Here is a 22,019-nt window from a genome sequence, read left to right as displayed (position 1 = left end):
TTTGTCGGAACGAGCCTCTCCAGGTAAACTCAGTTAATGGATTGACAATGCAGCCCGTATTGCAGCCCAGATTGCGATCGGCGACACTCGGCTCTCGTCCCGACGGGTCGGCAGGGTTAGCGCAACGTTAACGTCGCCGTGCCTACCAAGGGGCAGCCTGCGTGGGATGTCGCATCATGCCCCTGAAAATCGAGCTGAAGCCCGACGAGCGGCTGATCATCGGCAATGCCGCGATCCGCAACGGCCCGCGCCGCTCTACCTTTGTGATCGAGACCAACACGAAGTTCCTGCGCGAAAGCGACATCATCACGGAGTCGGAAGCCGACACGCCGTGCAAGAGGCTCTATTTCGCGCTGACGCTGATGTATCTCGCGGATGATGCGACGCTCGCGGAGAACAGCTTCGTCGAACAGGCCAACGCCCTGATGGAGGCGGCCCCGAGCACGAAACCCTACATTGCGGCGATCTACGAGCAAGTGCAGGGCGGCGACTTGTACCGCGCCCTGAAGCGGGGGAAGGATTTGCTCGCCTACGAGGCGCAGCTGCGCTCTCTTCTTGAAGGCAACACCGCGAAGGCCGAGACGGCCGACGCGCCTTGATACCCCAGCCGAACCGGCTCCGGTTCCGCGCGGGGGAGACGTCCCGGCCTCAGCGACCCGCGAGGCCCGCGGCGAGGTTCAGATTGATCGAAATGATCGAGGTGAGCTTTTCCGGAGCGGGCTCGGCCATGGTGTCGATCATCTGCCGGAACACATAGACGGCCAAATTGGCCACGCCCTGTTTCACATCGGCGGGGAGCGGGTTGGCCGTATCGGTCGCGGCGGTCGCCAGGATCGTCCAGACCTTCTGATTGAAGTTCAGGGCTGCAACGAGTTCGCCCGACTGGTTCGCCCAATCATCGCGCACCATCTGGAGGCGCTGCGCTGCCTTGGTCAGCACTGCCGATTCCGCCTCTCGCGGGGTGAGAACGCTGCGCGAGGTTTTGGCATAGGCGTTTGCGGCGTAGCTCATCGCAATCCTCGGTTGGCGATGCGAAATCGGGCGGACGTGCCGACTTGTCGCGCCATACCAGTTAAGGACGCGTGAGTTTGCTGCTGAGTTTGTCGTGAGAACCCGAAATTCGGTTACCGGTACGTGCCGAAATTCCAAGAAAATTCCGCGTTCTGTTATAGCGCGCCAAGCTTGAACTGAAGAAGCCGAAACTACAACCTGTACAGTACAACCTCTGCCTTTACTGCCTCTTGAGATTGCATTGCGCGCGCACCGATGAACTTTAGCAGTGCCACGCGCTCCAGCACTTCACGGAAACGCAAGGATCCCCCCTCATGCTGAGGCAGGGTCACATTCTCGGGATCGGCCCCGTGCCGCCATCTTGCAGCCGACATATCGGGCAAAAAGGCGAACAGGCCGCAGATCGAGACCCAACGGGTCGTAACGCGTATGTTGAACTTTTCCCTCGGCGCGGTGGCGGGTGCCCTTATCGCCGGAACCCTGACGATCGCTGCGGCGCGTCAGCCCGAGTTGCAGACCAAGCTCGGGCTGGTCTCGGCGCCTCTGCCAATCACGACGGCGGCGGCATCCACGCGCCCGCCAGAGCCGCAATGCCGACCTGAACCGGTGACGACGGCATCGGTGAACAAGGTTCAAGACATCCTGTTCAACCGGCAGCGTTTCTGGTCCGTAGTGCCCTGATGGCCGGACCGCCCCCGGATCACAGGGGGCCAGGGGTTTCGCCTCAGAGCGCGACGAGCAGAAGGACCAGGGCCGAAGCGGCCACCATGGAACTCACGAAGCCGCACAGGGCAGCGGCGAAGGACGGGCCGTTGACGACGGCGGTCTGGGTCGTGGCTTCGGACATGATCGAACAGGCTCCCCGGAGGCCGTCAGGCCGTCCGTTGCATGTGAATGTTGGAGGATGGTTCATGCCGCTGTGCGTCAGCACACGACTCTAGACAATTCGCTGCATTCTCAGTCGCAACGGTTAATCTTCTTTGCAATGCGCAATTGCCGCAACTCGTCACGAAGATCGATCGCGATGACACCCTGGCCACAATCTTCGAAAGCATCGCGGGCATCGTTGTAGCGATCCCCGATCTCGTCGAGGGTATCGCAGACCCGGTCGTGATCGCCGAGGCGCATGTCCTGACGCACTTGGTGGCGCAGGGCCGCCGCCTCATCGACCTTCCTGCGCGCCTCGATGCAGGCAGGCGCCGCCAGGACCGAGGTCGCGGCGACCGAACCGACGATCATGCCGAGCAGGCTGGCCGAAAGATTTGATCTGAAGGTGCGCATGATATCGACTGATGGTGAACGTACACACAAGGAAAGCTGACGAGATCTTGAGCAGATCTACGCCGCCCCGTCTTATGTTCGCTCAACGGTGAAGCTGCGCGAAGGGTTCCTCATTTTCAGGGTCGGCTTCGCGGTGCACCACGGCGGCGGGAGATCAGGATGGTTGCCAGATCGACCGGCCGGAAGCCCATCGGATCGACGCCGACATCGTATTGTCTCGGGATCGGCGCCAGCGCGCCGTGTGAATGCCCGTGAAGATTGATCGAGCCGCGCCCGCCGCCATTCCAGGTGCGGAATGCGTAGTGGCAGAGCACGAGCGGACGATCATCGACCACGATCTCTGCGTAAGCCTGGACGGAGGCCCAGCCGGACGCCGCCAGCGTCGCGGGACAATCGTTGTTGCCCGAAATGAGGTGCTTCTCACCGTTTAACCGACCGAGGATCTCCGCGATCCGCTCGGGCGGAGGGCCGAGGGCGAAGTCACCGAGGTGCCAGACGGTGTCGCCCGGCGCGACCACCGCATTCCACGCCTCGATCAGGCCCTCGTCATGGGCATCGAGATCCGGGAAAGGCCGGTGATCGAACCGGAGCGCTCGGGGGTCGCCGAAATGCGTGTCGGCGGTGAAATAGATCGTCACCCTCGTCTCCCTCAGCGCGGCGACGGGCACGGTATCCGTCCCGGCGCCGCCGCACTACGTTGCCGCCACAGGCGAACGCCCCCGCGAGGGGCGCGATCCGAAGGAGCCATGCCATGACCGACAGCCCCCGTCTTACGAGCCTTGCCCATGGCGGCGGTTGCGGGTGCAAGCTCGACCCGGAGGTGCTGCGCAAGCTCCTCGCCGATCAGCCCGCCTCGGCCCGGTTCGAACAGCTCCTCGTCGGCAACGAGACCGCCGACGATGCCGCCGTGTGGGAGCAGGAGGATGGCACCTGCATCATCGCCACGACAGACTTCTTCACGCCCATGGTGGATGACCCCGCCGATTTCGGGCGGATCGCTGCCACGAACGCCATTTCCGATGTCTATGCCATGGGCGGGCGCCCGCTTCTGGCTCTGGCGATCCTGGGCATGCCGGTCGGCAAGATCGCCCCCGAGGTGGTCGCCAAGATCCTGCGCGGCGGGGCCGAGAAATGCGGCGAGGCCGGGATCCCCGTGGCGGGAGGGCATTCCATCGATACACCGGAGCCGATCTACGGCCTCGCCGTCATCGGCACCTGCCGCCGTGAGGCCGTACGGCGGAACGCCGACGCGAAGGCGGGGGATGCGCTGATCCTCACGAAACCCGTGGGCGTGGGCGTCTACTCGGCGGCGATCAAGCGAGAGGCTTTGGACGAGACGGGGTATCGCGATTTCATCGCCACCACCACGCTGCTCAACCGCGTCGGCACCGAACTCGCCGAGGATCAGGCAGTCCATGCCATCACGGACGTGACCGGCTTCGGCATCCTGGGCCACGGGCTCGAACTCGCGCGCGGCGCGGGTCTCACCCTCGTGCTGGAAGCCGATGCCCTCCCTCTCCTGCCGCAGGCGGAGGGATTGGCGCGGGATGGCTTCGTCACGGGCGCCTCGCACCGGAACTGGGCGGCCTTTGGAGGCAGCGTCGACCTGCCGGAGGGGTTGCCGGATTGGCGGCGCCACCTGCTGACCGATCCGCAGACCTCCGGCGGCCTCCTCGTGTCCTGCGCACCGGACCACGCCTCGGCGATATTGGAGCGCATCCGCGCGGCGGGTTACCCGGCGGCAGCGGTGATCGGCCGGATGGAGGAAGGCGCACCGCGCATTCGCGTCCTCGCTTAGCCACCCTAACCGATGGTTGGACAGAATATCTTCACGACTTACGATTATAAAAGCCTGGAAACCCGCGCTTTACTATGATCGCTAGGCCGATGGCCGTCAGGGTCGGGCGCGGCGAGGATTGCACCGGCACCGCCTTGGACTGTCCAAGACGGGATCGGCGCGAGCGAGTGGTCATCCGGTTTGTCGGGATCCTTCACCTCTCCGGCGTGCGGCGTCACGGGCTGGCCTTTCGGCCCGGCCCCGGCGCGTGCCCTGCGCCCGGAGTTCCTTCCGGACGGTCGCCCCTGGCCAGTGATCCGCGTGCTGTCGCCCGCCGGATCCACGCCGGAGATGGCGGCCTCCCTGGCCGGACAGGATTATCCCGAGCACCGGCACGACACCTACACCCCCGCGACCCTGGCGGATTTGCTTTCCCAGAACGACGCCTGTGCGACGCTCGTCCTGCGCGAGCACGACATGCTGGCACCGGGCGCACTTACGGCCCTGGCCTTCGAGATGGCGCACAGGGGTGCCTTGGCCGTCGCGGGGCTGCGTGTACTCTATGACGAGGCGGTCAGCGGCCTCGACGTGCCCTCCCTCACCGGGCACCCCGATGCGATCGGCGGCGAAATCCTCTGGGCGCCGGGCACGCTGACGGGCGAAGCGGACCTCACGAGCGCGTGGGCTGCACTTCCTGCAGCGGCCAAGGCCCGGATCGGGCGCCCCGTCGTCCTGCATCGTGGACAGGCCGGACAAGTCTCGAAGCCTCTGACCATCGTCTCCCTGACCGGGACGGGCACCGTGGGCGGGGCAGGTGTCGCCCACCGTCGGCTTTCGGATGCTCTGGCACTGGCGCACCATGCGGTCAGCGAAGACATCCTGAGCGACCGCCCGGCCGCCGCCGAGTGGACCGATTCCTTCCCCGAGGTAGAAGCACGCATCGCCGCCAAGGCCCCGGACTTCGTGCTGATCGGCAACGTCCACGGCGCGACCCGCAGCCTCGACGTGGTCGGGCGGCTGGCGAGCGCGCACCCGACCGCCCTCGTCCTGCACGATCTCTTCCCGCTCACCGGCCGGTGCTGCCACCCGCGCGATTGCACCCGGGCCGAGAGCGGCTGCGACGCCACCTGCCCCACACCGGACGAGTATCCGCCACTGGCGCCCAACCGCATCGCGGGGATGCACCGCCGCAAGTGCGCGGTGCTCGGTGCCGAAGCGGGACCGCTGCTGCTCGCCAACTCGGCCTGGACCAGGGCGCGGAGCGAAGCGCTCGCCCCTGCCTCGGCGGTGACGCGGCCCATGAGCCTCGCCTTCCCGACCGGCATCTTCCGGCCCGGTGACAAAGCTGCCCTGCGCCGCCGCCTCGGCCTGCCCGAAAGCGACGTGCTTATCCTCGTGTCCTCGGTCATCGTCGATGGTCCGGACAAGGGCTTCGCCGACCTGCGGGACGCCCTGCGCGCGGTCGCGCGACCGGGGGTCGGCGTGGTCGCCATCGGGCGGCTCGATGATCCGGCGAAGCTCGGAATCGGCAACCTCTTTGCGCCGGGCCTCATCGCAAGCGAGGAACAACTGGCGGCCTGGTACGGCGCCTGCGACCTCCATGTCACCGCGAGCCGCCACGAGACCCTGGGCCAGACGCCGATCGAGGCCGGACTCTGCGGCGTGCCGACCCTCGCTTATCGGACATCCGGCCTCACCACCTCGGTCATCGACGGCGTGTCCGGGCGTCTCGTGGAAATGCGCCCCGGCGCATTGGCCGAAGCTCTCGCCGATCTGGTCGCCGACGAAGCCGCGCGGACGAGGCTCGGCGCCTTCGCGCGGATCGCTCTGGAGAACCGCTTCAGCCCCGCCGCCGCCGTGCTGTCCCTCGACGCGATCCTGCGCGAGCGCGGACTGATCGCAGACGGGGCGGAGCGGACGCTCTTCGCACCCGCCATGCTCGGGCATTTTCCTTTCGCAGCCCAGCGGCTGCGTGGGGCGGAAGGGACCGTGCAGGCGTCGTCCTCGCCGATCGTTCGCCGCCTGCGGCGGACGAAGCAGGCCGTCCTCGGGCGGCGGATGCCGCTCTTCGTGCGCCGTTGCCTATACCTCGCCGACGCGCTTCGCCGGAGGGCGTCGTGATGCACGGCATCGTCTCCCGTCGGCAGCGGATCTATCTCGACCAGACGCATATCCGGAAGCGCGTCACGGGGATCGAGCGCGTCACGCTCGATCTGTTCTCGCCGGAAAGCCTCGCGCCGCACGAGGTCCGTCCCGTGGTCAGCCGGTCGCTACCGGGAATGATCGCGCGTCAGCAAGTCGGCCTGCCGCTGACCGCCCTGCGGGATCAGGAGGCCCTGTTCATCTTCCCCGGCTTCCCGCCTGCGCCTCTCTGTGCGCCGGCCGCGGCGCGCTGCCTGCTCTACATCCACGACACGTTCCTCCTGAGCCGCCCGGAGGATCTGAGCCTGCGCAGCCGGGTCTATCTCAGCCCGGCCTTCGCGCTGGCGATGCGCTGGGGCCGCAACCTGTTCGTCAACAGCCGGACCACGGGCGAGGATCTGCGGCGCTACTGCTCACCGGAAGCGGGCGTTTTCCTGCTGCGCCCGCCGGTGCGCGACGTGTTCAGCCTCGCCGAGCGGCGTGGGCCCGGCCCGCGCAACCCGAGCGATCCGCTGCGCCTGCTCGCCATCGGCACCGTCGAACCGCGCAAGAACTACCCGGCCTCCCTCGCCATCGTCGAAGCCTTGAACAGCATCGGCGTCCCCGCCGAACTGCATCTTGTGGGGCGCAAGGGCTGGGGTCGGCACGACTTCCTCGATTCGCCGCCGTCCTATCTGCACATGCACGGCTACCTGCCGGATTCCGAGCTTATGGCCCTGGCGGAAACCTGCCACGCCCTGCTCTCAACATCGAAGGCGGAGGGCCTCGGCCTGCCGCTGCTCGAGGTCCAACACGGTGGGCTGCCGGTGATTGCGCCGGACGCGCCGGTCTTCCGCGAGGCGCTCGGTCAGTCCGGCTTGCTGATCCGTCCGGACGCGGTCGACGCCAGCGCGCGGGCGATCGCGGCCTGGACCGGCTCTCACGAATTTTCCGAGGCCGCTCAGGCGGCGCGAGCCAATGTCGAGCGGTGGAACGGGATGGCGGCGGGGGATGCCGCCCGCCTGCTCGCCCTGCTCGACGGTGATCCGCGCGCCTATGCGGCACCGGATTCCATGATTCCCTGAGGCGGGCCCCCGTCCGCGCCGACAAGGCGCATCGGCGGGCCGGCGGAGGGGTCGTTTAACTGGCCTTTGACGTATAGGGCGCGGTACGGCGCTTGCGACAACGGTCTTGAGTAAGTCGTCATAGTAGTTCAACTGTCTCAAAATGGAACGTACTGTTCCATGGCGGGACGCGAGCGACGAGACGAAAGGTCAAGGAGCGAGGCGTATGTTCGACTTCTCGACACGCATCAGCGGCGAGCCGGTGCGTATGGTTCTTCCGGAGGTGGCTCCGGCCCGTCCCGATGCGCGGACCATCGCGCGGCGCCTGTGGCGCGGCTCACCGTTCATCATTCTGGGCGGCCTGCTCATGGCGGCCCTGGCGGTGGTGGTGCTGGGTCTGCTGACGCCCAGCTACACGTCGAATATTCAGATCCTCGTCGATCCGACCGATCTGCGCGTCGTGGAGAACGACGTGAATGCCCGTGCCCCTCAGGCGGATAGCGGTGTGTCCATCGCCGAAAGCCAAGTGCGCGTGATCCAGTCGGACAACGTCCTGCGCCGGGTGGTGGAAAAGCTGCACCTCGATCAGGACGAGGAGTTCGTGAGAGGCGACAGCAGCAACCCGCTGACGCATTGGCTCCGCGGCATCATGGGTACGCTTCCCCCCGAGGTGAGCCGAGACCCGACCAATATCGCCCTCGACATTCTGCAGCGGAACATGATCGTCCGCCGCCCCGAGCGTACCTTCGTGATCGATGTGGCGGTCCAGTCCCGCGATCCCGCCAAGGCCGCCAGGATCGCCAACGCGATCGGCGACGCCTATTTCGCCGAGGAGACCTCCGCCCGCATGGATTCGGCCAAGCGCGCCTCCGACGCGTTGGCCGGCCGCCTCGCCAACCTGAAGCGCGACGTCGAGGACGCGGAGCGGCAGGTGGTCCGCTACCGCGAGGAACATCGCCTCGTCGCGTCGAGCGGACGTCTGCTGACCGACCAGCAGCTTGGGGACCTGAACCAGCAGCTCGTCGGCTCCTCAATCAAGACGGCCGAGTCGAAGGCCCGCTTGGAGCAGGCTCGCAAGATGCGCTCCTCCGACCCGAGCACGGCCCTGCCCGAGATGCTGCAATCCCTGGAAATGCAGGCGCTGCGGCAGCAATACGCGACGCTCTCGCGCAATACCGCCGAACTCGCCACGCGCCTCGGCGAGCGCCATCCGGCCATGGCCGAGCAATACGCCCAGCAGCGCGACCTTCAGCGGCTGATTCAGCGGGAGAAGGAGCGCATCATCGACACGCTCCAGAAGGATTACGACCGCGCCGCCGCCAGCGAGGCCGCGATCCGCTCCAGCCTCGACCGGGTGAAGACCGAGACGACCGTCAGCGACCGCGCCTATGTCGGCCTGCGCGAGTTGGAACGCACCCTGGAAGCCCGCAAGGGCGTGTACGAGGCCTATCTGCGCCGCTCGCGCGAGGCGAGCGAGCAGGAGCGCCTGAACACAACCAACGTGCGCATCATCTCGGTGGCAACGCCCGCCCTTCAGCGGACCTTCCCGCCCTCGCCGAAGATCGTGCTGCCGGTGGCCCTGCTGCTCGGCCTCGCCATCGGCGCTGGCGTCGCCCTGCTCCTGGGCGCCGATGCCGACCGCCGCCGCTCCCTGCGTCAGGCCAGCCAGCCCACCGGGCGCAGCCTGCGTGCCGCCGACGCCTGAGCCTATACGTCCAGTCGAAACAGGCGCCGGGGCGAGCTTCGCCCCGGCGTTTTTCATTGTCCGGCGAACAGTTCGGGCCTGCGCAGTTGCAGGGCGAACAAGAGGACCAGGGTCTTCATGTCCGTCAGCGCGCCGCGCGCGGCCATGGACGTGAGTTCCGACAGGGGGAGTTCGTGGACGGTGACCGCCTCGCCGTCGTTCCCCGCACCGCCGCCCTGGCCGACCCGGTCCGCGCTCGAATAGGACGCCAGGAACAGGTCCATGCGCTCGGTCGAGAGGCCCGGCATCGTCCAGGCGCTCGCAACGGGATCGAACGGACCGAGTCGCAGGCCGGCCTCCTCTACCGTCTCCCGCCGGGCGCCCTCTTCCGGTTCTTCGTCCTCCAGAAGACCGGCGGGCGCTTCGAGAATGCTCTCGGGACCGCCCGCATAGAGAAGGGCCGCCCGCACCTGGGACACGAGGGTCGCGACGCGGCGCTCGGGATCGTAAGGAAGGACGCAGACGGCACGGCCGTGATCTTCGACCTCGCGGCTGAGCCGCGTTCCGTCTGCCTGGATCACTTCCGCCACGAGGAAGCGCGCCCACCCGTCGTGGACGACGCGCACGCCGCCGATCTGTGCTGGCATTCTGTCCGACCGCTCCGCAACTCTTCGTGAGAGTGAGCGGATCGATCAAGAATGCGGCGGCATCGCGAAGACGGTGATGGCGAAGCGCAATTCGTCTCCATCGCGCTGTGTGCGATCCAGCCGGGCGCCCTCCTCCCGCACGAGATTCGGGATGTCGATGGCCGCCATCGGATCAGTGCAGACCACGGTGAGGCGGCCCCCCTCCTGCAGCGCGCGCATCGCCTTGCGCGTGCGCAGCACCGGCAGCGGGCATTTCAGACCGGCGAGGTCGAGAAGGATCTCGGCGGGATCGCTCATGCAAAACTCCCCGCCCCGGAGCGAACCGGGACGGGGAGTGCTTAGCCACGAGTTGGCGCGACGGCCAGGGCCGCCTTACCAGCCGTAGTAGCCGCCGCCGTAACCGCCGTAACCGCCGCCGTAGCCGCCATAGCCATAGGCCGGGTAGCCATAGCCGTAGCTGCGAACCGGGGCGTAGCCATAGCCGTAGGACGGGGCGTAGCCGTTATCATAGTAGCCGTAGCGCGGGGCGGCGCTGGCAGCGAGCGCGCCGCCGATGATGCCGAGGGCGGCACCCGCCGCGAGGGCACCAGCGGCCCGGCCGCCGTAGCCGCGGCGGTAGCCGTACCCATAGCCGTAGCCGCGATAGCGGACATGATCGACGGTGGTGTTTTCACCGGCGACCTTCACGGCGCTCTGAGCCGGCAGCGGAGCCGCCTGAGCCGTGGTGAGCGTACCGGCGACCAGCGCCAGCGACGTGACCGTGCCGACGGCGAAGGTAGCGATGCGAGACATGGCTTTGTCCTTCAGTTGAACGTGTCGGACCCAAAACCACGAGTCCTACCAAGTCGTTCCACCTGAAATTTCGCGCCCGTCTGCCGCACCCGAGATCAGGATTAAAATACGCACTCGCTGAAGGCGGGATCGACTGACGTTTCCCAGCGGGACTCGTACGCGTCGAGCAGATCTTGTGCCCGGGTGCGTCCGGCAGCCACGATCATCTCCAAAGGCTGGAGATAGCCTGTCTCGTCATGGCCGTTGGCATCGCGGCGTGCGCGGGCCTTGAGCCCCGAGCGGGCGATGGCCAGAGCTTCGGCAGCGACCTCGCCGAGGGTCCGCTTGGCGATCGGCGTGGCGAGGCCGAGGCGCGGCGCCGTGGCACGAGCAGCCTCGCGCTGCGACGCGGTCCAGCCCTTCACGAGGTCCAGGGCCGCATCGAGGGCGCCCTCGTCGTAGAGAAGTCCGACCCAGAACGCGGCCTGCGCCGCGATCATGTCGGGCCCGCCGACATCGGCGCCGCGCATTTCGAGGAAACGCTTGAGCCTGACCTCGGGGAAGGCGGTGGAGGCGTGGTTCACCCAGTCCGACATCGTGGCCCGCTCGCCTGGCAATTGCGGCAGGCGGCCTTCCATCAGGTCGCGGAACGAGGCGCCCGACACGTCGTGATAGGTGTCGCCGCGCTTCACGAAGTACATCGGCATGTCGAGTAGCCAATCAGCATAGGCTTCGTAGCCGAAGCCCGACTCGAATGCGAAGGGCAGCATCCCGGTGCGGTCGCCGTCGGTATCGCGCCAGATCTCCGAGCGGCGGGACAGGAAACCGTTCGGACGCCCGTCCGTGAAGGGCGAGTTGGCGAACAGGGCGGTCGCCACCGGTTGGAGGGCGAGGGACGCGCGCATCTTGCGCGCCATGTCGTCCTCGGAGCGGAAATCGAGGTTCACCTGCACGGTGGCGGTGCGGAGCATCATGTCGAGGCCGAGGCTGCCGACCTTCGGCATGTAGCCCGCCATGATCTTGTAGCGGCTCTTGGGCATGACGGGCGTCTCGTCCCGCCGCCATTTCGGGCTCATGCCGAGGGTGAGGAACTTGATCCCCATCGGATCGGCCACGCGCTTGACCGCATCGAGATGCGTCGCGAGTTCGGCCGCCGTGGCATGAACGTCCGGCAGGGCTGCGCCTGACAGCTCGAACTGGCCGCCGGGCTCGATCGAGATCGCGCCGCCCTCGCTCGCCGCCAGCCCGATGACGGCACCGCGATCGGTGATCGGCTCCCAGCCGGTCTCGCGGCCGAGTCCGTCCAGCAGCGCGCCGATCCCGGCCTCGCCTGCATAAGGCACCGGGCGGCGGTCGGCCGAGTAGAACGGGATCTTCTCGTGCTCCGTGCCGATGGCGAAGCGCTCGCGCGGTTTCTCGCCGGCGGCGAACCACTCGATCAGTTCGGCGCGCGAGGTCAGCGGCGTCGTGTCATCGGAGTCGCGCGCCATGCGCTGCCCACCCAGGAAATCTGAACGTTCGGATGGCGGCGCGCCGGTCGCCCGGTCGTCCCGCCCGGCTATATCTCGCCCCGATACCGGGACGTCGGACGGGCGACCGCCAGCCGCGACGGGTCGGCGGCGCGGGCGGCGTCCGACCACGCACATAATTGAGAGCGCGCTGGGGGACAACGCAGGCGCCCGCTTCGAGAAAGCGCAGCTGTGGGCGATGATGGGCCGTTATTCCCAGCGCAAAATCGCGATGTGCGCGGGCACACCAAAAACTCGCCCCTCAACGGCCATCGCCCAGCACTGCTTGAACCAGGGCCAGAACAGCCACCGCCGCCGTATCCGCCCGCAGGATGCGTGGGCCGAGCGACAGCGCCACCGTGTTGGGTCGGGCCCGGATCGCCACCCGCTCCTCCTCGGAGAAACCACCCTCCGGCCCGACGAGCACCGCGAGCGGCGGGGGTCGAGCGGGATCGGCTGCCTCGGACAGGGCGCGCACGGGGTCTGAGATCGGCGCATCCTCGTCGCAGAAGACGAGGAGCCTGCCCGCGTCGAGTGTGGTCAACGCCTCTGCCAAGCGACACGGCGGCGCGAGTTCGGGAATCGCCAGGATGCCGCATTGCTCGGCGGCCTCGATGGTGTTGGCCCTGAGCCGGTCCATGTTGATCCGGTCGCCCTGCGTGAAACGGGTGAGGACGGGGCGGATCGTTCCCGCCCCCATCTCCGCCGCCTTCTGGGCGAGGTAATCGAGCCGCGCGCTCTTGAGCGGAGCGAACAGGTAATGCAGGTCGGCGGCAGGATGCTGCGGCCGCGTCTGCTTCACGAGGCGAAGCTCGCCGTCCTTGCGGCCCGTGGCGACGAGGCTCGCATGCCACTCCCCGTCGCGGCCGTTGAAGACCAAGACAGGATCGTCCTCACCGCGACGCAGGACGTTGATGAGGTAATTCGCCTGGGCCCGTTCCAGGGAGATCACCGTCCCGGCTGCGAGGGGCGTCTCCACGAAGAGGCGTGGCGCTTTGAAATCATAGGCGGGCATGGCCGGGTGGTCGCGCGGGCCCACTCGGGAGTCAACGGAGCCCGCTCCCGTGGGTGTGGCCGCGATGCGACAGGGAGGAGATTTCGCAATCCTCCCCAGGGTCACACGGGAGAAGCACCCGACCGCTCGATTGACGCCACATTCCTATGGCGAAGGCGGTAGCAACGTTCTCGTAACGCTTCGGCGGCACGAGGCAGCGAGTCGAGGGAGTCTCGAAATGACCTACAGGAGCTTCGTGCTGGGAGCGGCGTCGCTGGCGGCCGGCCTCCTGGTGTCCGGCAATGCTTCGGCGCAGTCGATGACCATGCCGATGCCTCAGCCGTCGATGTCGCAGCCCGCGCCTGCCCAGGCCGCGCCCCAGGCGGCGGCCCCGGCGGGGAACAGCGATTGCGGCGCCATCCAGAAGACGCTGGCCGAGCGCAAGGCGCTGGTCGGCCGTGCCAACGCGGCCTCGACCTCCAAGAAGAAGATGACGCCCGCCGAGGCGTGCAGCCTGTTCGGGCGCCTCGTCTCCAACGGTGCCGAGGGCATGAAGTGGATCTCGGCCAACCGTGAGTGGTGCTCGATCCCCGATTCCTTCGCGGAAGGCTTTAAGGCCGACCACGCCAAGGTCAGCGGCATCCGCACCCAGATCTGCGGCGTCGCGGCCCAGGCCGCGAAGATGGAAGCGCAGGCTCGCGCCCAGGCGCAGAATGGCGGCGGTGGCGGCCTGCTCGGCGGCCCCGGCCTCACCGGTTCGTTCAAGCTGCCGCAGGGCGCGCTCTGAACCCGCTTCCACCCGCCAACGGGGCCTCTTTTCCGGACAGGCGCCCCGCCGACGCGGTCGCAGGCCATTGGGTCGATCGCCACGCGCCGCCTGCGTGGCGCCCCTACCTGCGCCTCGCGCGGATCGACCGGCCGATCGGCTGGTGGCTTCTGCTGCTGCCATGCTGGTGGTCGGCCGCCCTCGCGGCCATTGCCGCCGACCGGACTTTCCCCGACCCCGTCGATTGCCTGCTCTTCCTGATCGGCGCCATCGCCATGCGCGGCGCGGGCTCGACCTATAACGACATCGCCGACCGCGACCTCGACGCGAAGGTCGAGCGCACCCGCTTGCGCCCCCTCCCCTCCGGGCAATTGCGGGTGCGGCATGCGGCTCTGTTCCTGCTGGCGCAGGCGCTCGTCGGCTTCGCGGTGCTGGTGCAGTTCAACGGCCACGCCATCGTGGTCGGCCTGTTCTCGCTGCTGCCGGTGGCGATCTACCCGTTCATGAAGCGGGTGATGTCCCTGCCGCAATTCGTGCTCGGCCTCGCCTTCGCCTGGGGGGCGCTGATGGGGTGGGCCGCCGTCTTCGCACGGCTCGATGCGGCGCCGCTGCTGCTCTATGCCGGGACGGTGGCGTGGATCGTCGGCTACGACACGATCTATGCCGTGCAGGACATCGAGGATGACGAGATCGCCGGGATCCGGTCCTCGGCCCGCCTCTTCGGCCGTCGCCTCAAGATGGCGGTGGGCCTTTGCTATGGGCTGGCGGCTTTGTTCGTGGGCCTTGCCGCGTGGCGGGCTGGCGCGGGACCTGTGGGCGCCCTCGGCGTCGCCGCCTTTGCCGGGCATCTCGCGTGGCAGGTCCGGCGGCTTCAGGAGCGCGACGGGGCCGGGGCGCTACGCCTGTTCCGGTCGAACCGGGATGCGGGGTTGATCCTGTTCGTCGGGCTCACCGCCGACGCACTCGTGAAGGGACTTGCCTGAAGACAGGACCGCTCACGAGCGGGCGATGATTTCGGCCTCGCCGCGGAAGATCTGCGGGCGGGCCGGGAGACGGCCGGTCTTGCGGCGGGCCAGGAAACGCGGACGGCGGGCGCCGAGACCGGCATGACGGCGGCGGATCCGGATCCGGCCGAGGCTGAGGCGGCCGATCTGCTGTGAGACAGGCACGAGGACGCCATCCTCACGGATGATCATCCGCACGAGACCGGCGCTGTTGGCGAGGTCTCGCCACGTCGCGACGACATCCTCTTCCATGAATGGGCCGAGGCGTTGGAGCGTTTGGCCCTCCGCGTCGACCAGCAGCAGGAGGAAGCGATCCTCTTCGCAGATCTCCGCATCGTCGTCGGCATAGGCCAGCGCGATGCCGACGGCCGGGCGCGCGGCGGCGAGGCGACCGATCACCGGCAGGGACGACGCCACGAAGGCGGGCATCGTCAGGGCCGGTTCTTCGCGGTGGTCACGCATATCCATCGTTCGAGCCTCAACGCCTTTTTGCGATTCTCGCAAGTGGCGGCCCCAGTCGGGCGATCCGTTATGCGCAGCAAATTCGCATCGCTCTTCCTCGTTACGGCTTAAGAGCTCTAGTTAAGCGATTCTGGACAAGGACTTCACTGACGGAATGCTCAATGCTTTCTTGAATGATCAACGATTTCTTGCGAGCGAGCTTCAACTTCGATTCATCATGCCGTTTCGGGCCTGTAAGAACCCCGCCGGTGCGGCGGCGCGGCCGTCATGGTCGCGCTTGTCGCGATGGGTCATGCGGCTTAGAACAATGATGAGGATCGGCACCGGTCTCCCTAGATCGTAGAGTCCGGCGTCGGTCGTGCCCTGCACGACGGTCTCCGCGCTGGTGCCGACAAGTCCCGCACAGGACCGTGATGTCGAAACCCTTCACCGACGCGAGCGTGGCAGGCCTGATGCCCGAATTGCGCGCGGTGATGCGCGAGGCGGCCGCGATCGCCAAGCCCTTCTTCCGGCATGGCGGGCAGACCACGGCACGGATCTGGTCGAAGGCGGGCGGCTCGCCGGTGACGGAGGCGGATGTCGCCGTCGACACCTTCCTGAAGATTCGCCTGAGCGAGATGGTGCCGCAGGCCGCATGGCTTTCGGAAGAGACGGCGGATGACCCCGCCCGGATCGGGCGGGACCTCGTCTGGATCGTCGATCCGATCGACGGCACGCGTGCCTTCCTGTCGGGGCATCCCGATTGGTCGATCGCGGTGGCGCTTCTCTACAAGGGCGAGCCGCTGATCGGCTTCGTCCACGCCCCAGCCCTCGGCGTTGCCTATGAGGCGGTGCGAGGCCAGGGTGCCTTCCGGGACGAACAGAAGATCGTTGTCGATCCACGCACGTCGCTCCGCGCGGCGCGGATTACCGGCCCGAAGCCGATGCTCGATCGGTTGACCCGTGGTGCGGGCCCGGATCCAGATTTCGTGCGCATCGACCGAATTCCTTCGCTGGCCTTGCGCTTGGTGCGCGTGGCCGAAGGCTCGGTCGATGTGGGGATGATCTCATCCGACGCGCGGGATTGGGATCTCGCGGCGGCGGATCTTGTCCTACGGGAAGCGGGAGGCCTGGTCGGTACGATGAGCGGCCAGGCAACGGTCTATAACCGGCCTGAGCCGATCCACGGCGAACTCGTCGCCTTGTCGACGGCGTTACGCGATCCCGTGATCGCGGCCTGGGGCGCCTGAAGCGCCCCGTCTCCGCTTAGGCGGCAGCCACGGTTTCCCGCAGCGAGACCGCGTTCGGCGCGAGGCCGAGACGGTCCGCGAGATGCCAGTGAAGCTCGCGCGAGGAATGGTAGTTGTAGGAGCGGTCGATCAGGTGGCTCATATCCCGACCGGTACGGTCGGCATCAGCGAGGCGGCCGACCTTGAAGGTGGGCGCGTCGGTGACGGGAGAGCGAACGCTGCGGCGCCGCGTATATTCGAACTGCATTGAAATATCGACTTCTTTTCTTGTCTGGACCGGCGCGTCGCTGCGCGCGCGGCGTCGTTTCTCGTTATGGGTCTTCTGCGCTGTCCCGGACGCGAAGGCGCCCGGGACGGCTGTCGAGGGAGCCGGTTCAGGCGGCTCCAGAACCTCGGCCGATCAAGCGGCCTGGAGGTTTGCGGCAGCGTCCTTGCCGCTGCGCTTGTCCTGCAGGATCTCGTAAGAAATCCGCTGACCTTCGACTAGGTTGCGCATTCCGGCGCGCTCGACCGCGGAGATATGGACAAAGATGTCCTTACCGCCGTCATCGGGCTGGATGAAGCCATAGCCCTTGGTCTCGTTGAACCACTTTACAGTGCCGGTATTCACGTAGTGTACCTCGTTCGTCCATAGCTCGTGCGCGCAGCATCGCTGCCGCGCATGCACGACGGTCTGTCTGGCTTTTTCCAGAGCGGCGGGGCGCGAGACATGGAACCTCTCGCGTGAGCGTCGGTCTCGACCGGTGTTGCCCCCCGAGGACTTAGATAGGCCGCCGCTGCGGCAGCAACAAGGCATGGCCGACGTCGCAACCGGACCGGGTATCTGCCGCACCCCTCCGGCCCCTGTGATTTCCCGCCCCGGCGGTGCATATAGAACAGAGGGAACAGCCTCTTACGGCTGGGACAGGGCCTTGCCGCGATCCGATCGAAAAAGTCGGGCGGGGCGGGCGCACACATCGGCTTCCGGGCGGTATATGGCAGGCATCTCGGTCTCGCTGGATGGCGCGAACATCCAGCTCTCGTTTCAAAAGGACGATCAGGCGACGGCCGTGGTGATGGACGCCCGTGCCGCCCGCGCGCTGGTGCGCGCCGTCGGCCAGTTGCTCACCGCGATCGACGACTCCGACGAAGGCGACGAGCCGGAGGGCGCGGATTCGATGGGCGAGGACGTCGCCATGCTTGACGTGACCTCGGCCGCCATCGAGGTCGGCACCGACGAGGATGGGCAGGCGGTCGTCGCGTTCCAGGCGGGGGCCCTGCCGCCGTTCCAGCTGCGCCTGACGGACGAAGAGGCCCGTCACGTGGCGACGAGCCTCTCCGAAATTCTCAATGCACCCCGTGACGTGCGCGCCTCTCACGGCGGGCACTGACGCGAGGGCCGAACGCTACATCCGCGTGCCGGGATCGGTCGGGGAGCCGGGAAACACGTCCGGCTCGGAACCGGGTCCACCGGGCTCCCCTACGCCGGGATCGTTCACCGGATAGGGCGTGCGCGGTCCGGTCGGCCCGATATCGGGCTCCTGATCGGGCGGCGGCGGGGGCGGCGGCAGATCTCCGGGTGTCGGATCGGGGATGCCTGGATTGACCATGAGAATTCTCCTGAGGCGTCCGGGTGTGGGTCCAACGGGGTCGGCACGGCCTTGTTCCGGCGTCTCCAGCGGCTGGCCGATGGGGCCAAGCGTCCCGGTTCGGGCCGGGAACACGCGATGCGCTGACCCGTTTGCGGGACAACTCCACGAACGGGAGATCCCCCATGACCGACATCAAGCAAGCCAAGGTTCTCATCATCGCCACAGACGGCTTCGAGGAGAGCGAGCTGACCGTGCCGCAGTCGAAGCTCAAGGAGGCGGGCGCTACCGTCACCGTCGCGGCGCCGAAGTCCCGGCAGGGCGAAACCAGCATCCGCGGCTGGGACAAGACCGATTGGGGCAAGGACGTGAAGGTCGATGCCGACCTTGAGACGGTCGATGCGTCGTCCTTCGACGCGTTGGTCCTGCCGGGCGGTCAGATCAACCCGGACAAGCTGCGCCTTGAGCCGAAGGCTCTGGAGATCATCAAGACGTTCCTGACGAGCGGCAAGGTCGTCGCTGCGATCTGCCATGGCCCGTGGCTGCTGATCGAAGCCGGAGCCGCCAAAGGCCGTGACATGACGTCATTCCCGTCGATCAAGACCGACGTGATCAACGCGGGCGGCAAGTGGCATGACAAGGAAGTCGTGACCGATCAGGGCATCATCACCAGCCGCAACCCGAACGACCTCGATGCCTTCTGCGCGAAGATCATCGAGGAGATCGGTGAGGGAAGCCACGGCCAGCGCCAGCTCGCGGCCTGAGCCACCCTACCCGCCGCGGGTCACTTCCAGAACCGCGGCGGACCGGATGGGACGGCCGTATTCGTCGCTGCCCTCCACACCGATCCGGTGCGCGCCCGGCGGCAGGTCCGCCGGGAGGCGCGCCGTCCAGATATGGCTCGAGGGGATGGCTTGAACCCAGGGCTTCTTCGTCTCGGGATACCGGGCGAAGAGTTCGGTCACGAATGGATCGGGCCGCCGCGTGCGGACCATCGGCTCGGGATCACGCCCGCCGACTCGCACCGTAAGACGCGTCTTCGGCCCGCCATCGAACACGTTCACCACCACCATCCCATCGGTCAGGGCGTCCTGCGGGATCGGCGGGCGGAGGCCCTCCATCGGCCGGGTGGCGCGCACCATTTCCGTGGCGCCGGTGCGGATCTGGCTCTCGAAGGCGATCCGCATCGCGCCGTCGGGCTCGCCCTGGGCGGGCACGTAGCGGGTCGTGTAGGCCGTGCCGCGCACCGACAGGACATGGAAGCCGTTGGGTGTCCCGTCACGGCTGTCGGCGGAAGGGATCCCAGTTCGCGTGTCCGGCCCACTCCACCACGATCCCGACACGGCGGTGAGGACGTGATGGTGCAGATCGTCCGTCAGGTAATGGTGCTCGGTCGTGTGGGTGTGCCCGCAGATCGCGAGCACCTTCCGCCCCTTCACGATCTCCAGAAGCGCTGCCCGGTCAGCGGTCTCGTTCTGCTTGCTGCCGGTCGCTGAATCGGTGTGCAACGGAATATGAGTCGCCAGGACGATCAGGGTGTCGGACGGGACCTGGTCCAGCAAGTTGCGCAGGAACGCGAGGTTCCGCTCGCCGATCCGCCCCTCGTAGGTGTTCGCCCCCGTGGCGACGGGCGGCCCGAGCCACACGACGTTGTCGAGCATCACGAACAGCGCCTTGCCGTGCTGGAAGGCGAAGGACGGCGCGCCGAAGACGCGCTTCCACGTCTCGCGACTGAAGCGAGCATCGGGCGCCTGCATGTTCAGGTCGTGGTTGCCGGGCAGAGAATACCAGGGAATGCCGATCCGCCCGACGATGGCGTTCGACCGGCCGTAGAGCGACAGGTCATCGAACAGGACGTCCCCGGTGGTGATGCCGAAGGCCGCCGGAATGGCCATCGCGCGATTCACAGCCGTGTCACGGACGTGATCGAGTTCGTGGCGGCTTTCGGGCTGCGGATCGGTGAAGAGCAGGACGTCGAAATCCTCCGGCTCGTCCTGTTTCGTCAGGGTGAAGTCGATGGTGGAGGGAAGCGGACCGGTCGGGTCGACGCCCCGGTAGCGCAGGCCGAGATCCTTCGGCGTCCCCTCGGGCTGGTGGATGTAGCTGTGGCGGACGACGTTGTCGGCATCGCGCGGTAGGGCGTAGCCCCGTGGCTTGATCACGAAGACCGCGCCGTCGCCCGGCAGCGGCAAGCGGTAGCGCCCCTGCGCATCGGTGCGAGTCACTTCCTGCCCGTTCGATACGAGCACGCCCGGCAGAGGCGAGCGGGCCGCGCCGTCGAGGGCGTAGATGGTGCCCGTCGCCTCGGTGGATTGCGCTGAGGCATGCCCCGACGCGAGCGTCAGGGCGGCGGCACCGGCAAGGGTTCCTGCGAGAGTACTTGCGAGGGTCTCGCGACGGGTCAGGGGCGGCATCGTCGGCTCCTCGATTGCGTGGCCGAACCACCAGATTTCCGCGACCGTCGCGTGACAGTTCGACCACGAAAAAGGCCCGCGCTTCGGGGAAGCGCGGGCCATCTCATTTCAGAGGGTCGAGCGATCAGTTGGCGTCTTCGTCGCCCGGCTCGAAGGTCTGCGGCATGGTCGACTCGGCGCTGGCGACCGGGGTCGGGGCGCTGATCGTCGAAGGCACGTTCACGCCGTCACGCTTGTAGATGTCGTCGCGGAACTGCACGACGCCGTCCGGGGTCGCCCAGGCGGTGATGTAGGTCCAGTAGACCGGCACCGGCGACGACAGGGTGGCATCGACGCGCTTCCCGCTCTCGATCGCCTGCTCGACCTGCTCGCGGCCCCAGCCGGGCGTGTCCTTGAGCAGCCACGTGATGTACTCGCGTACGTTCTGCACGCGCACGCAGCCCGAGGAGATGAAGCGGAAGTCGTCGCCGAACACACCCTTGGTGTTCGTGTCGTGCATGAACACGCCGTAGGGGTTCGGGATGTTGATGCGGACGATGCCCATTGAGTTGAAGTCGGCGCCCGAATCCTGACGGTAGGTATAGCGGGTGCCCTCGTCCGAGTTCCAGTTCACCGCCTTCGGCGAGACTTCCTGACCGTTCGACAGGATGCGGATCCGGTTATCCGTGAGGTAGTTCGGATCCTTCTGCATCTTCGGGATCAGGTCCTTCTTCACGATGGAAGCCGGGACCGTCCAGGTCGGGTTGAAATTGATCTGCGTCGCCTTGGTGTTCATGATCGGCGACTGGCGATCGATCTTGCCGACGCCCGCCGCATGCAGCGTCACGATGCGCCCGTCCTCGACGGTCTGCACCAGGGCGGCCGGGATGTTGGTGATGACGAAGCGGCGTCCGAGATCGCCCGAATAGGAGCGCAGGCGCAGCACGTTGGTCTCGAGCTGGCGCAGGCGGATCTCGGCGGGCACGTTCATGGCCTGCTCGGTCGCCGCGCTCATGGCGCCGGTCTGGCTGAGGCCATGGCGGGCCTGGAAGCGCTTCACGCCCGCCGCGACGTAGGAATCATACACGCCGGTATTGGCCGAGGCCGGGTCGAGATCGCCCGTCACGATCAGGCGCTGCCGGACGGCGGCCACGGCCGGGCCCTTCGAGCCGATGCGCAGGCGCTCAGCGCCGTTCACCGGGCGCCAGCCGCCGCGCGAGACGATCTCGCGGTACTTCTCGACCATCTGCTCGGTGGCCGCCACGGTCTGGGGCGAAAGGATCGGCACGGTCTCGCGCTGAACCTGCATTGCGGCGGGCGCCGCGTAATCCTGCGCCCATTCGGCCTGCGCGTAACCGGATTGATCACGCGCCGGAGCGGCCATGGCGGCGGACGCCGCGGCTGTGCCGAGGGCGAGTCCGAGCAGGGCCGTGAGGCGGGGGGTGGTGAACCGGGATGGTGCCTGATTGCGCATCGGTGGCTGGCTCTGGTCCAGATTTCGGTTGGCACGGACGGCCTGTGACGATGGCCGCACCGTGTCGTGTCGGGTTTTAACACTCCCTATCGAAGGGGCCGGAATGTGGCGCCGCCGTGCGGCGGCGCACGTCGACGCCCACCTTCGGGCGAGTGCGTCCCGCACGCCACAGTCGATGAGCCGGAATCGCGATCCACAGGCGGCTACGCAGCGGCGATCACGGAGACGGCGGCGATCTGCTCACATTCTCTCGAAGATTCGCCGA

27 protein-coding genes are annotated in these 22,019 nt (G+C 67.4%); 11 read left to right on the top strand and 16 right to left on the bottom strand.

What is annotated here, in order from left to right:
- Nucleotides 1-176: 176 nt before the first annotated feature.
- The gene (locus J4O73_RS20415; RefSeq protein WP_426220347.1) at nt 177-599 is read left to right on the top strand and encodes a flagellar biosynthesis repressor FlbT; all 423 of its coding nucleotides are present in this window, start codon (nt 177-179) and stop codon (nt 597-599) included.
- Between the two features lie 49 nt (nt 600-648).
- On the opposite strand, the gene flaF is transcribed toward J4O73_RS20415, so the two are convergent.
- A complete protein-coding gene (gene flaF, locus J4O73_RS20410; RefSeq protein ID WP_426220345.1) occupies nt 649-1,011 on the bottom strand; it encodes a flagellar biosynthesis regulator FlaF in 363 nt (120 codons plus the stop codon).
- Nucleotides 1,012-1,440: 429 nt separating this feature from the next.
- On the opposite strand from flaF, the gene J4O73_RS20405 reads away from it, so the two are divergent.
- Entirely contained in the window at nt 1,441-1,692 is a 252-nt protein-coding gene (locus tag J4O73_RS20405) for a hypothetical protein (protein ID WP_426220343.1), read from the top strand.
- 43 nt (nt 1,693-1,735) lie between these two features.
- Here the strand turns inward: J4O73_RS20405 and J4O73_RS20400 are convergent, their stop codons facing one another.
- The 3 genes from J4O73_RS20400 to J4O73_RS20390 all read right to left on the bottom strand — a co-directional run bounded on the left by J4O73_RS20400 (nt 1,736) and on the right by J4O73_RS20390 (nt 2,930).
- Complete coding sequence (locus J4O73_RS20400; RefSeq protein ID WP_378969820.1) at nt 1,736-1,858, bottom strand: hypothetical protein; 123 nt, start codon at nt 1,856-1,858, stop codon at nt 1,736-1,738.
- Between the two features lie 110 nt (nt 1,859-1,968).
- A complete protein-coding gene (locus J4O73_RS20395) occupies nt 1,969-2,250 on the bottom strand; it encodes a hypothetical protein (RefSeq protein WP_378975438.1) in 282 nt (93 codons plus the stop codon).
- A 158-nt stretch (nt 2,251-2,408) separates the two neighbouring features.
- Nucleotides 2,409-2,930 carry a metallophosphoesterase gene (locus tag J4O73_RS20390; RefSeq protein WP_426220341.1) on the bottom strand — a complete coding sequence of 174 codons (522 nt, stop codon included), beginning with the start codon at nt 2,928-2,930 and terminating at the stop codon, nt 2,409-2,411.
- A gap of 113 nt (nt 2,931-3,043) precedes the next feature.
- On the opposite strand from J4O73_RS20390, the gene selD reads away from it, so the two are divergent.
- The 4 genes from selD (at nt 3,044) to J4O73_RS20370 (ending at nt 8,959) form a co-directional block, all read left to right on the top strand.
- The gene (selD, locus tag J4O73_RS20385; protein ID WP_426220339.1) at nt 3,044-4,090 is read left to right on the top strand and encodes a selenide, water dikinase SelD; all 1,047 of its coding nucleotides are present in this window, start codon (nt 3,044-3,046) and stop codon (nt 4,088-4,090) included.
- Nucleotides 4,091-4,270: 180 nt separating this feature from the next.
- Nucleotides 4,271-6,190 carry a glycosyltransferase gene (locus J4O73_RS20380; RefSeq protein ID WP_426220337.1) on the top strand — a complete coding sequence of 640 codons (1,920 nt, stop codon included), beginning with the start codon at nt 4,271-4,273 and terminating at the stop codon, nt 6,188-6,190.
- Nucleotides 6,190-7,275, top strand: coding sequence for a glycosyltransferase (locus J4O73_RS20375; RefSeq protein ID WP_426220381.1), 1,086 nt, complete (start codon nt 6,190-6,192; stop codon nt 7,273-7,275). The genes J4O73_RS20380 and J4O73_RS20375 overlap by 1 nt, the downstream gene beginning before the upstream one ends.
- A 205-nt stretch (nt 7,276-7,480) precedes the next feature.
- Nucleotides 7,481-8,959 (top strand): GumC family protein, encoded by a 1,479-nt coding sequence (locus tag J4O73_RS20370; RefSeq protein ID WP_426220335.1) that lies wholly within the window; start codon nt 7,481-7,483, stop codon nt 8,957-8,959.
- Between the two features lie 53 nt (nt 8,960-9,012).
- Here J4O73_RS20370 and J4O73_RS20365 read toward each other — a convergent pair whose 3' ends face one another.
- From J4O73_RS20365 to J4O73_RS20345, 5 genes are all read right to left on the bottom strand, one after another.
- Entirely contained in the window at nt 9,013-9,585 is a 573-nt protein-coding gene (locus J4O73_RS20365; RefSeq protein ID WP_426220333.1) for an NUDIX domain-containing protein, read from the bottom strand.
- Between the two features lie 45 nt (nt 9,586-9,630).
- Nucleotides 9,631-9,882, bottom strand: coding sequence for a sulfurtransferase TusA family protein (locus J4O73_RS20360; protein ID WP_426220332.1), 252 nt, complete (start codon nt 9,880-9,882; stop codon nt 9,631-9,633).
- A 75-nt stretch (nt 9,883-9,957) separates the two neighbouring features.
- Nucleotides 9,958-10,377, bottom strand: a complete 420-nt coding sequence (locus J4O73_RS20355; RefSeq protein WP_426220331.1) for a hypothetical protein — start codon at nt 10,375-10,377, stop codon at nt 9,958-9,960.
- Nucleotides 10,378-10,478: 101 nt separating this feature from the next.
- The gene (locus tag J4O73_RS20350) at nt 10,479-11,846 is read right to left on the bottom strand and encodes a glutamate--cysteine ligase (RefSeq protein ID WP_426220330.1); all 1,368 of its coding nucleotides are present in this window, start codon (nt 11,844-11,846) and stop codon (nt 10,479-10,481) included.
- A gap of 280 nt (nt 11,847-12,126) precedes the next feature.
- Nucleotides 12,127-12,879: a 16S rRNA (uracil(1498)-N(3))-methyltransferase gene (locus J4O73_RS20345; protein ID WP_426220329.1), complete on the bottom strand. Its 753-nt coding sequence runs from the start codon at nt 12,877-12,879 to the stop codon at nt 12,127-12,129.
- Nucleotides 12,880-13,096: 217 nt separating this feature from the next.
- Here J4O73_RS20345 and J4O73_RS20340 point away from each other — a divergent pair, with 217 nt between their 5' ends.
- Complete coding sequence (locus tag J4O73_RS20340) at nt 13,097-13,645, top strand: hypothetical protein (protein WP_426220328.1); 549 nt, start codon at nt 13,097-13,099, stop codon at nt 13,643-13,645.
- Nucleotides 13,642-14,607, top strand: a complete 966-nt coding sequence (gene ubiA, locus J4O73_RS20335; RefSeq protein WP_426220379.1) for a 4-hydroxybenzoate octaprenyltransferase — start codon at nt 13,642-13,644, stop codon at nt 14,605-14,607. The genes J4O73_RS20340 and ubiA overlap by 4 nt, the downstream gene beginning before the upstream one ends.
- A gap of 12 nt (nt 14,608-14,619) precedes the next feature.
- Here ubiA and J4O73_RS20330 read toward each other — a convergent pair whose 3' ends face one another.
- Nucleotides 14,620-15,090: a DUF6101 family protein gene (locus J4O73_RS20330; protein WP_426220378.1), complete on the bottom strand. Its 471-nt coding sequence runs from the start codon at nt 15,088-15,090 to the stop codon at nt 14,620-14,622.
- A gap of 201 nt (nt 15,091-15,291) precedes the next feature.
- Entirely contained in the window at nt 15,292-15,459 is a 168-nt protein-coding gene (locus J4O73_RS20325) for a hypothetical protein (RefSeq protein ID WP_426220327.1), read from the bottom strand.
- A 44-nt stretch (nt 15,460-15,503) separates the two neighbouring features.
- On the opposite strand from J4O73_RS20325, the gene J4O73_RS20320 reads away from it, so the two are divergent.
- A complete protein-coding gene (locus J4O73_RS20320) occupies nt 15,504-16,319 on the top strand; it encodes an inositol monophosphatase family protein (protein ID WP_426220326.1) in 816 nt (271 codons plus the stop codon).
- Nucleotides 16,320-16,335: 16 nt separating this feature from the next.
- Here the strand turns inward: J4O73_RS20320 and J4O73_RS20315 are convergent, their stop codons facing one another.
- Entirely contained in the window at nt 16,336-16,566 is a 231-nt protein-coding gene (locus tag J4O73_RS20315) for an AsnC family transcriptional regulator (RefSeq protein ID WP_426220325.1), read from the bottom strand.
- Nucleotides 16,567-16,719: 153 nt separating this feature from the next.
- On the bottom strand, nt 16,720-16,929 hold the full coding sequence (locus J4O73_RS20310) for a cold-shock protein (protein WP_378969785.1): 210 nt from the start codon (nt 16,927-16,929) through the stop codon (nt 16,720-16,722).
- Between the two features lie 364 nt (nt 16,930-17,293).
- Here J4O73_RS20310 and J4O73_RS20305 point away from each other — a divergent pair, with 364 nt between their 5' ends.
- Nucleotides 17,294-17,689, top strand: coding sequence for a hypothetical protein (locus J4O73_RS20305; protein ID WP_378969783.1), 396 nt, complete (start codon nt 17,294-17,296; stop codon nt 17,687-17,689).
- 15 nt (nt 17,690-17,704) lie between these two features.
- Here J4O73_RS20305 and J4O73_RS20300 read toward each other — a convergent pair whose 3' ends face one another.
- A complete protein-coding gene (locus J4O73_RS20300; protein WP_426220324.1) occupies nt 17,705-17,908 on the bottom strand; it encodes a hypothetical protein in 204 nt (67 codons plus the stop codon).
- Nucleotides 17,909-18,072: 164 nt separating this feature from the next.
- Between J4O73_RS20300 and J4O73_RS20295 the strand changes: the two genes are divergently transcribed.
- The gene (locus J4O73_RS20295; protein ID WP_426220323.1) at nt 18,073-18,651 is read left to right on the top strand and encodes a type 1 glutamine amidotransferase domain-containing protein; all 579 of its coding nucleotides are present in this window, start codon (nt 18,073-18,075) and stop codon (nt 18,649-18,651) included.
- A gap of 6 nt (nt 18,652-18,657) precedes the next feature.
- On the opposite strand, the gene J4O73_RS20290 is transcribed toward J4O73_RS20295, so the two are convergent.
- Both J4O73_RS20290 and J4O73_RS20285 read right to left on the bottom strand, forming a co-directional pair.
- Complete coding sequence (locus tag J4O73_RS20290) at nt 18,658-20,301, bottom strand: calcineurin-like phosphoesterase C-terminal domain-containing protein (RefSeq protein WP_426220322.1); 1,644 nt, start codon at nt 20,299-20,301, stop codon at nt 18,658-18,660.
- Nucleotides 20,302-20,425: 124 nt separating this feature from the next.
- The gene (locus J4O73_RS20285; protein ID WP_426220321.1) at nt 20,426-21,754 is read right to left on the bottom strand and encodes a L,D-transpeptidase family protein; all 1,329 of its coding nucleotides are present in this window, start codon (nt 21,752-21,754) and stop codon (nt 20,426-20,428) included.
- Nucleotides 21,755-22,019 lie beyond the last annotated feature (265 nt).

This window comes from Methylobacterium sp. NFXW15 (genome assembly GCF_049887755.1).
In the GTDB taxonomy this organism is placed as follows: domain Bacteria; phylum Pseudomonadota; class Alphaproteobacteria; order Rhizobiales; family Beijerinckiaceae; genus Methylobacterium.
The sequence above is the reverse complement of the archived record's forward strand: the minus strand, read 5'-3'. Positions and strand labels throughout refer to the sequence as shown.

Bases quoted from the DNA above. Each gene is read 5' to 3' on its own strand.
- J4O73_RS20370 (WP_426220335.1), top strand. From the start codon at position 7,481: ATGTTCGACTTCTCGACACGCATCAGCGGCGAGCCGGTGCGTATGGTT.
- J4O73_RS20395 (WP_378975438.1), bottom strand. From the start codon at position 2,250: ATGATCGTCGGTTCGGTCGCCGCGACCTCGGTCCTGGCGGCGCCTGCC.
- selD (WP_426220339.1), top strand. From the start codon at position 3,044: ATGACCGACAGCCCCCGTCTTACGAGCCTTGCCCATGGCGGCGGTTGC.
- J4O73_RS20330 (WP_426220378.1), bottom strand. From the start codon at position 15,090: ATGCGTGACCACCGCGAAGAACCGGCCCTGACGATGCCCGCCTTCGTG.
- J4O73_RS20285 (WP_426220321.1), bottom strand. From the start codon at position 21,754: ATGCGCAATCAGGCACCATCCCGGTTCACCACCCCCCGCCTCACGGCC.
- J4O73_RS20415 (WP_426220347.1), top strand. From the start codon at position 177: ATGCCCCTGAAAATCGAGCTGAAGCCCGACGAGCGGCTGATCATCGGC.
- J4O73_RS20340 (WP_426220328.1), top strand. From the start codon at position 13,097: ATGACCTACAGGAGCTTCGTGCTGGGAGCGGCGTCGCTGGCGGCCGGC.
- J4O73_RS20350 (WP_426220330.1), bottom strand. From the start codon at position 11,846: ATGGCGCGCGACTCCGATGACACGACGCCGCTGACCTCGCGCGCCGAA.
- J4O73_RS20365 (WP_426220333.1), bottom strand. From the start codon at position 9,585: ATGCCAGCACAGATCGGCGGCGTGCGCGTCGTCCACGACGGGTGGGCG.
- J4O73_RS20345 (WP_426220329.1), bottom strand. From the start codon at position 12,879: ATGCCCGCCTATGATTTCAAAGCGCCACGCCTCTTCGTGGAGACGCCC.
- J4O73_RS20405 (WP_426220343.1), top strand. From the start codon at position 1,441: ATGTTGAACTTTTCCCTCGGCGCGGTGGCGGGTGCCCTTATCGCCGGA.
- J4O73_RS20375 (WP_426220381.1), top strand. From the start codon at position 6,190: ATGCACGGCATCGTCTCCCGTCGGCAGCGGATCTATCTCGACCAGACG.
- J4O73_RS20355 (WP_426220331.1), bottom strand. From the start codon at position 10,377: ATGTCTCGCATCGCTACCTTCGCCGTCGGCACGGTCACGTCGCTGGCG.
- flaF (WP_426220345.1), bottom strand. From the start codon at position 1,011: ATGAGCTACGCCGCAAACGCCTATGCCAAAACCTCGCGCAGCGTTCTC.
- J4O73_RS20295 (WP_426220323.1), top strand. From the start codon at position 18,073: ATGACCGACATCAAGCAAGCCAAGGTTCTCATCATCGCCACAGACGGC.
- J4O73_RS20320 (WP_426220326.1), top strand. From the start codon at position 15,504: ATGTCGAAACCCTTCACCGACGCGAGCGTGGCAGGCCTGATGCCCGAA.
- J4O73_RS20315 (WP_426220325.1), bottom strand. From the start codon at position 16,566: ATGCAGTTCGAATATACGCGGCGCCGCAGCGTTCGCTCTCCCGTCACC.
- J4O73_RS20400 (WP_378969820.1), bottom strand. From the start codon at position 1,858: ATGTCCGAAGCCACGACCCAGACCGCCGTCGTCAACGGCCCGTCCTTC.
- J4O73_RS20305 (WP_378969783.1), top strand. From the start codon at position 17,294: ATGGCAGGCATCTCGGTCTCGCTGGATGGCGCGAACATCCAGCTCTCG.
- J4O73_RS20290 (WP_426220322.1), bottom strand. From the start codon at position 20,301: ATGCCGCCCCTGACCCGTCGCGAGACCCTCGCAAGTACTCTCGCAGGA.
- J4O73_RS20360 (WP_426220332.1), bottom strand. From the start codon at position 9,882: ATGAGCGATCCCGCCGAGATCCTTCTCGACCTCGCCGGTCTGAAATGC.
- J4O73_RS20300 (WP_426220324.1), bottom strand. From the start codon at position 17,908: ATGGTCAATCCAGGCATCCCCGATCCGACACCCGGAGATCTGCCGCCG.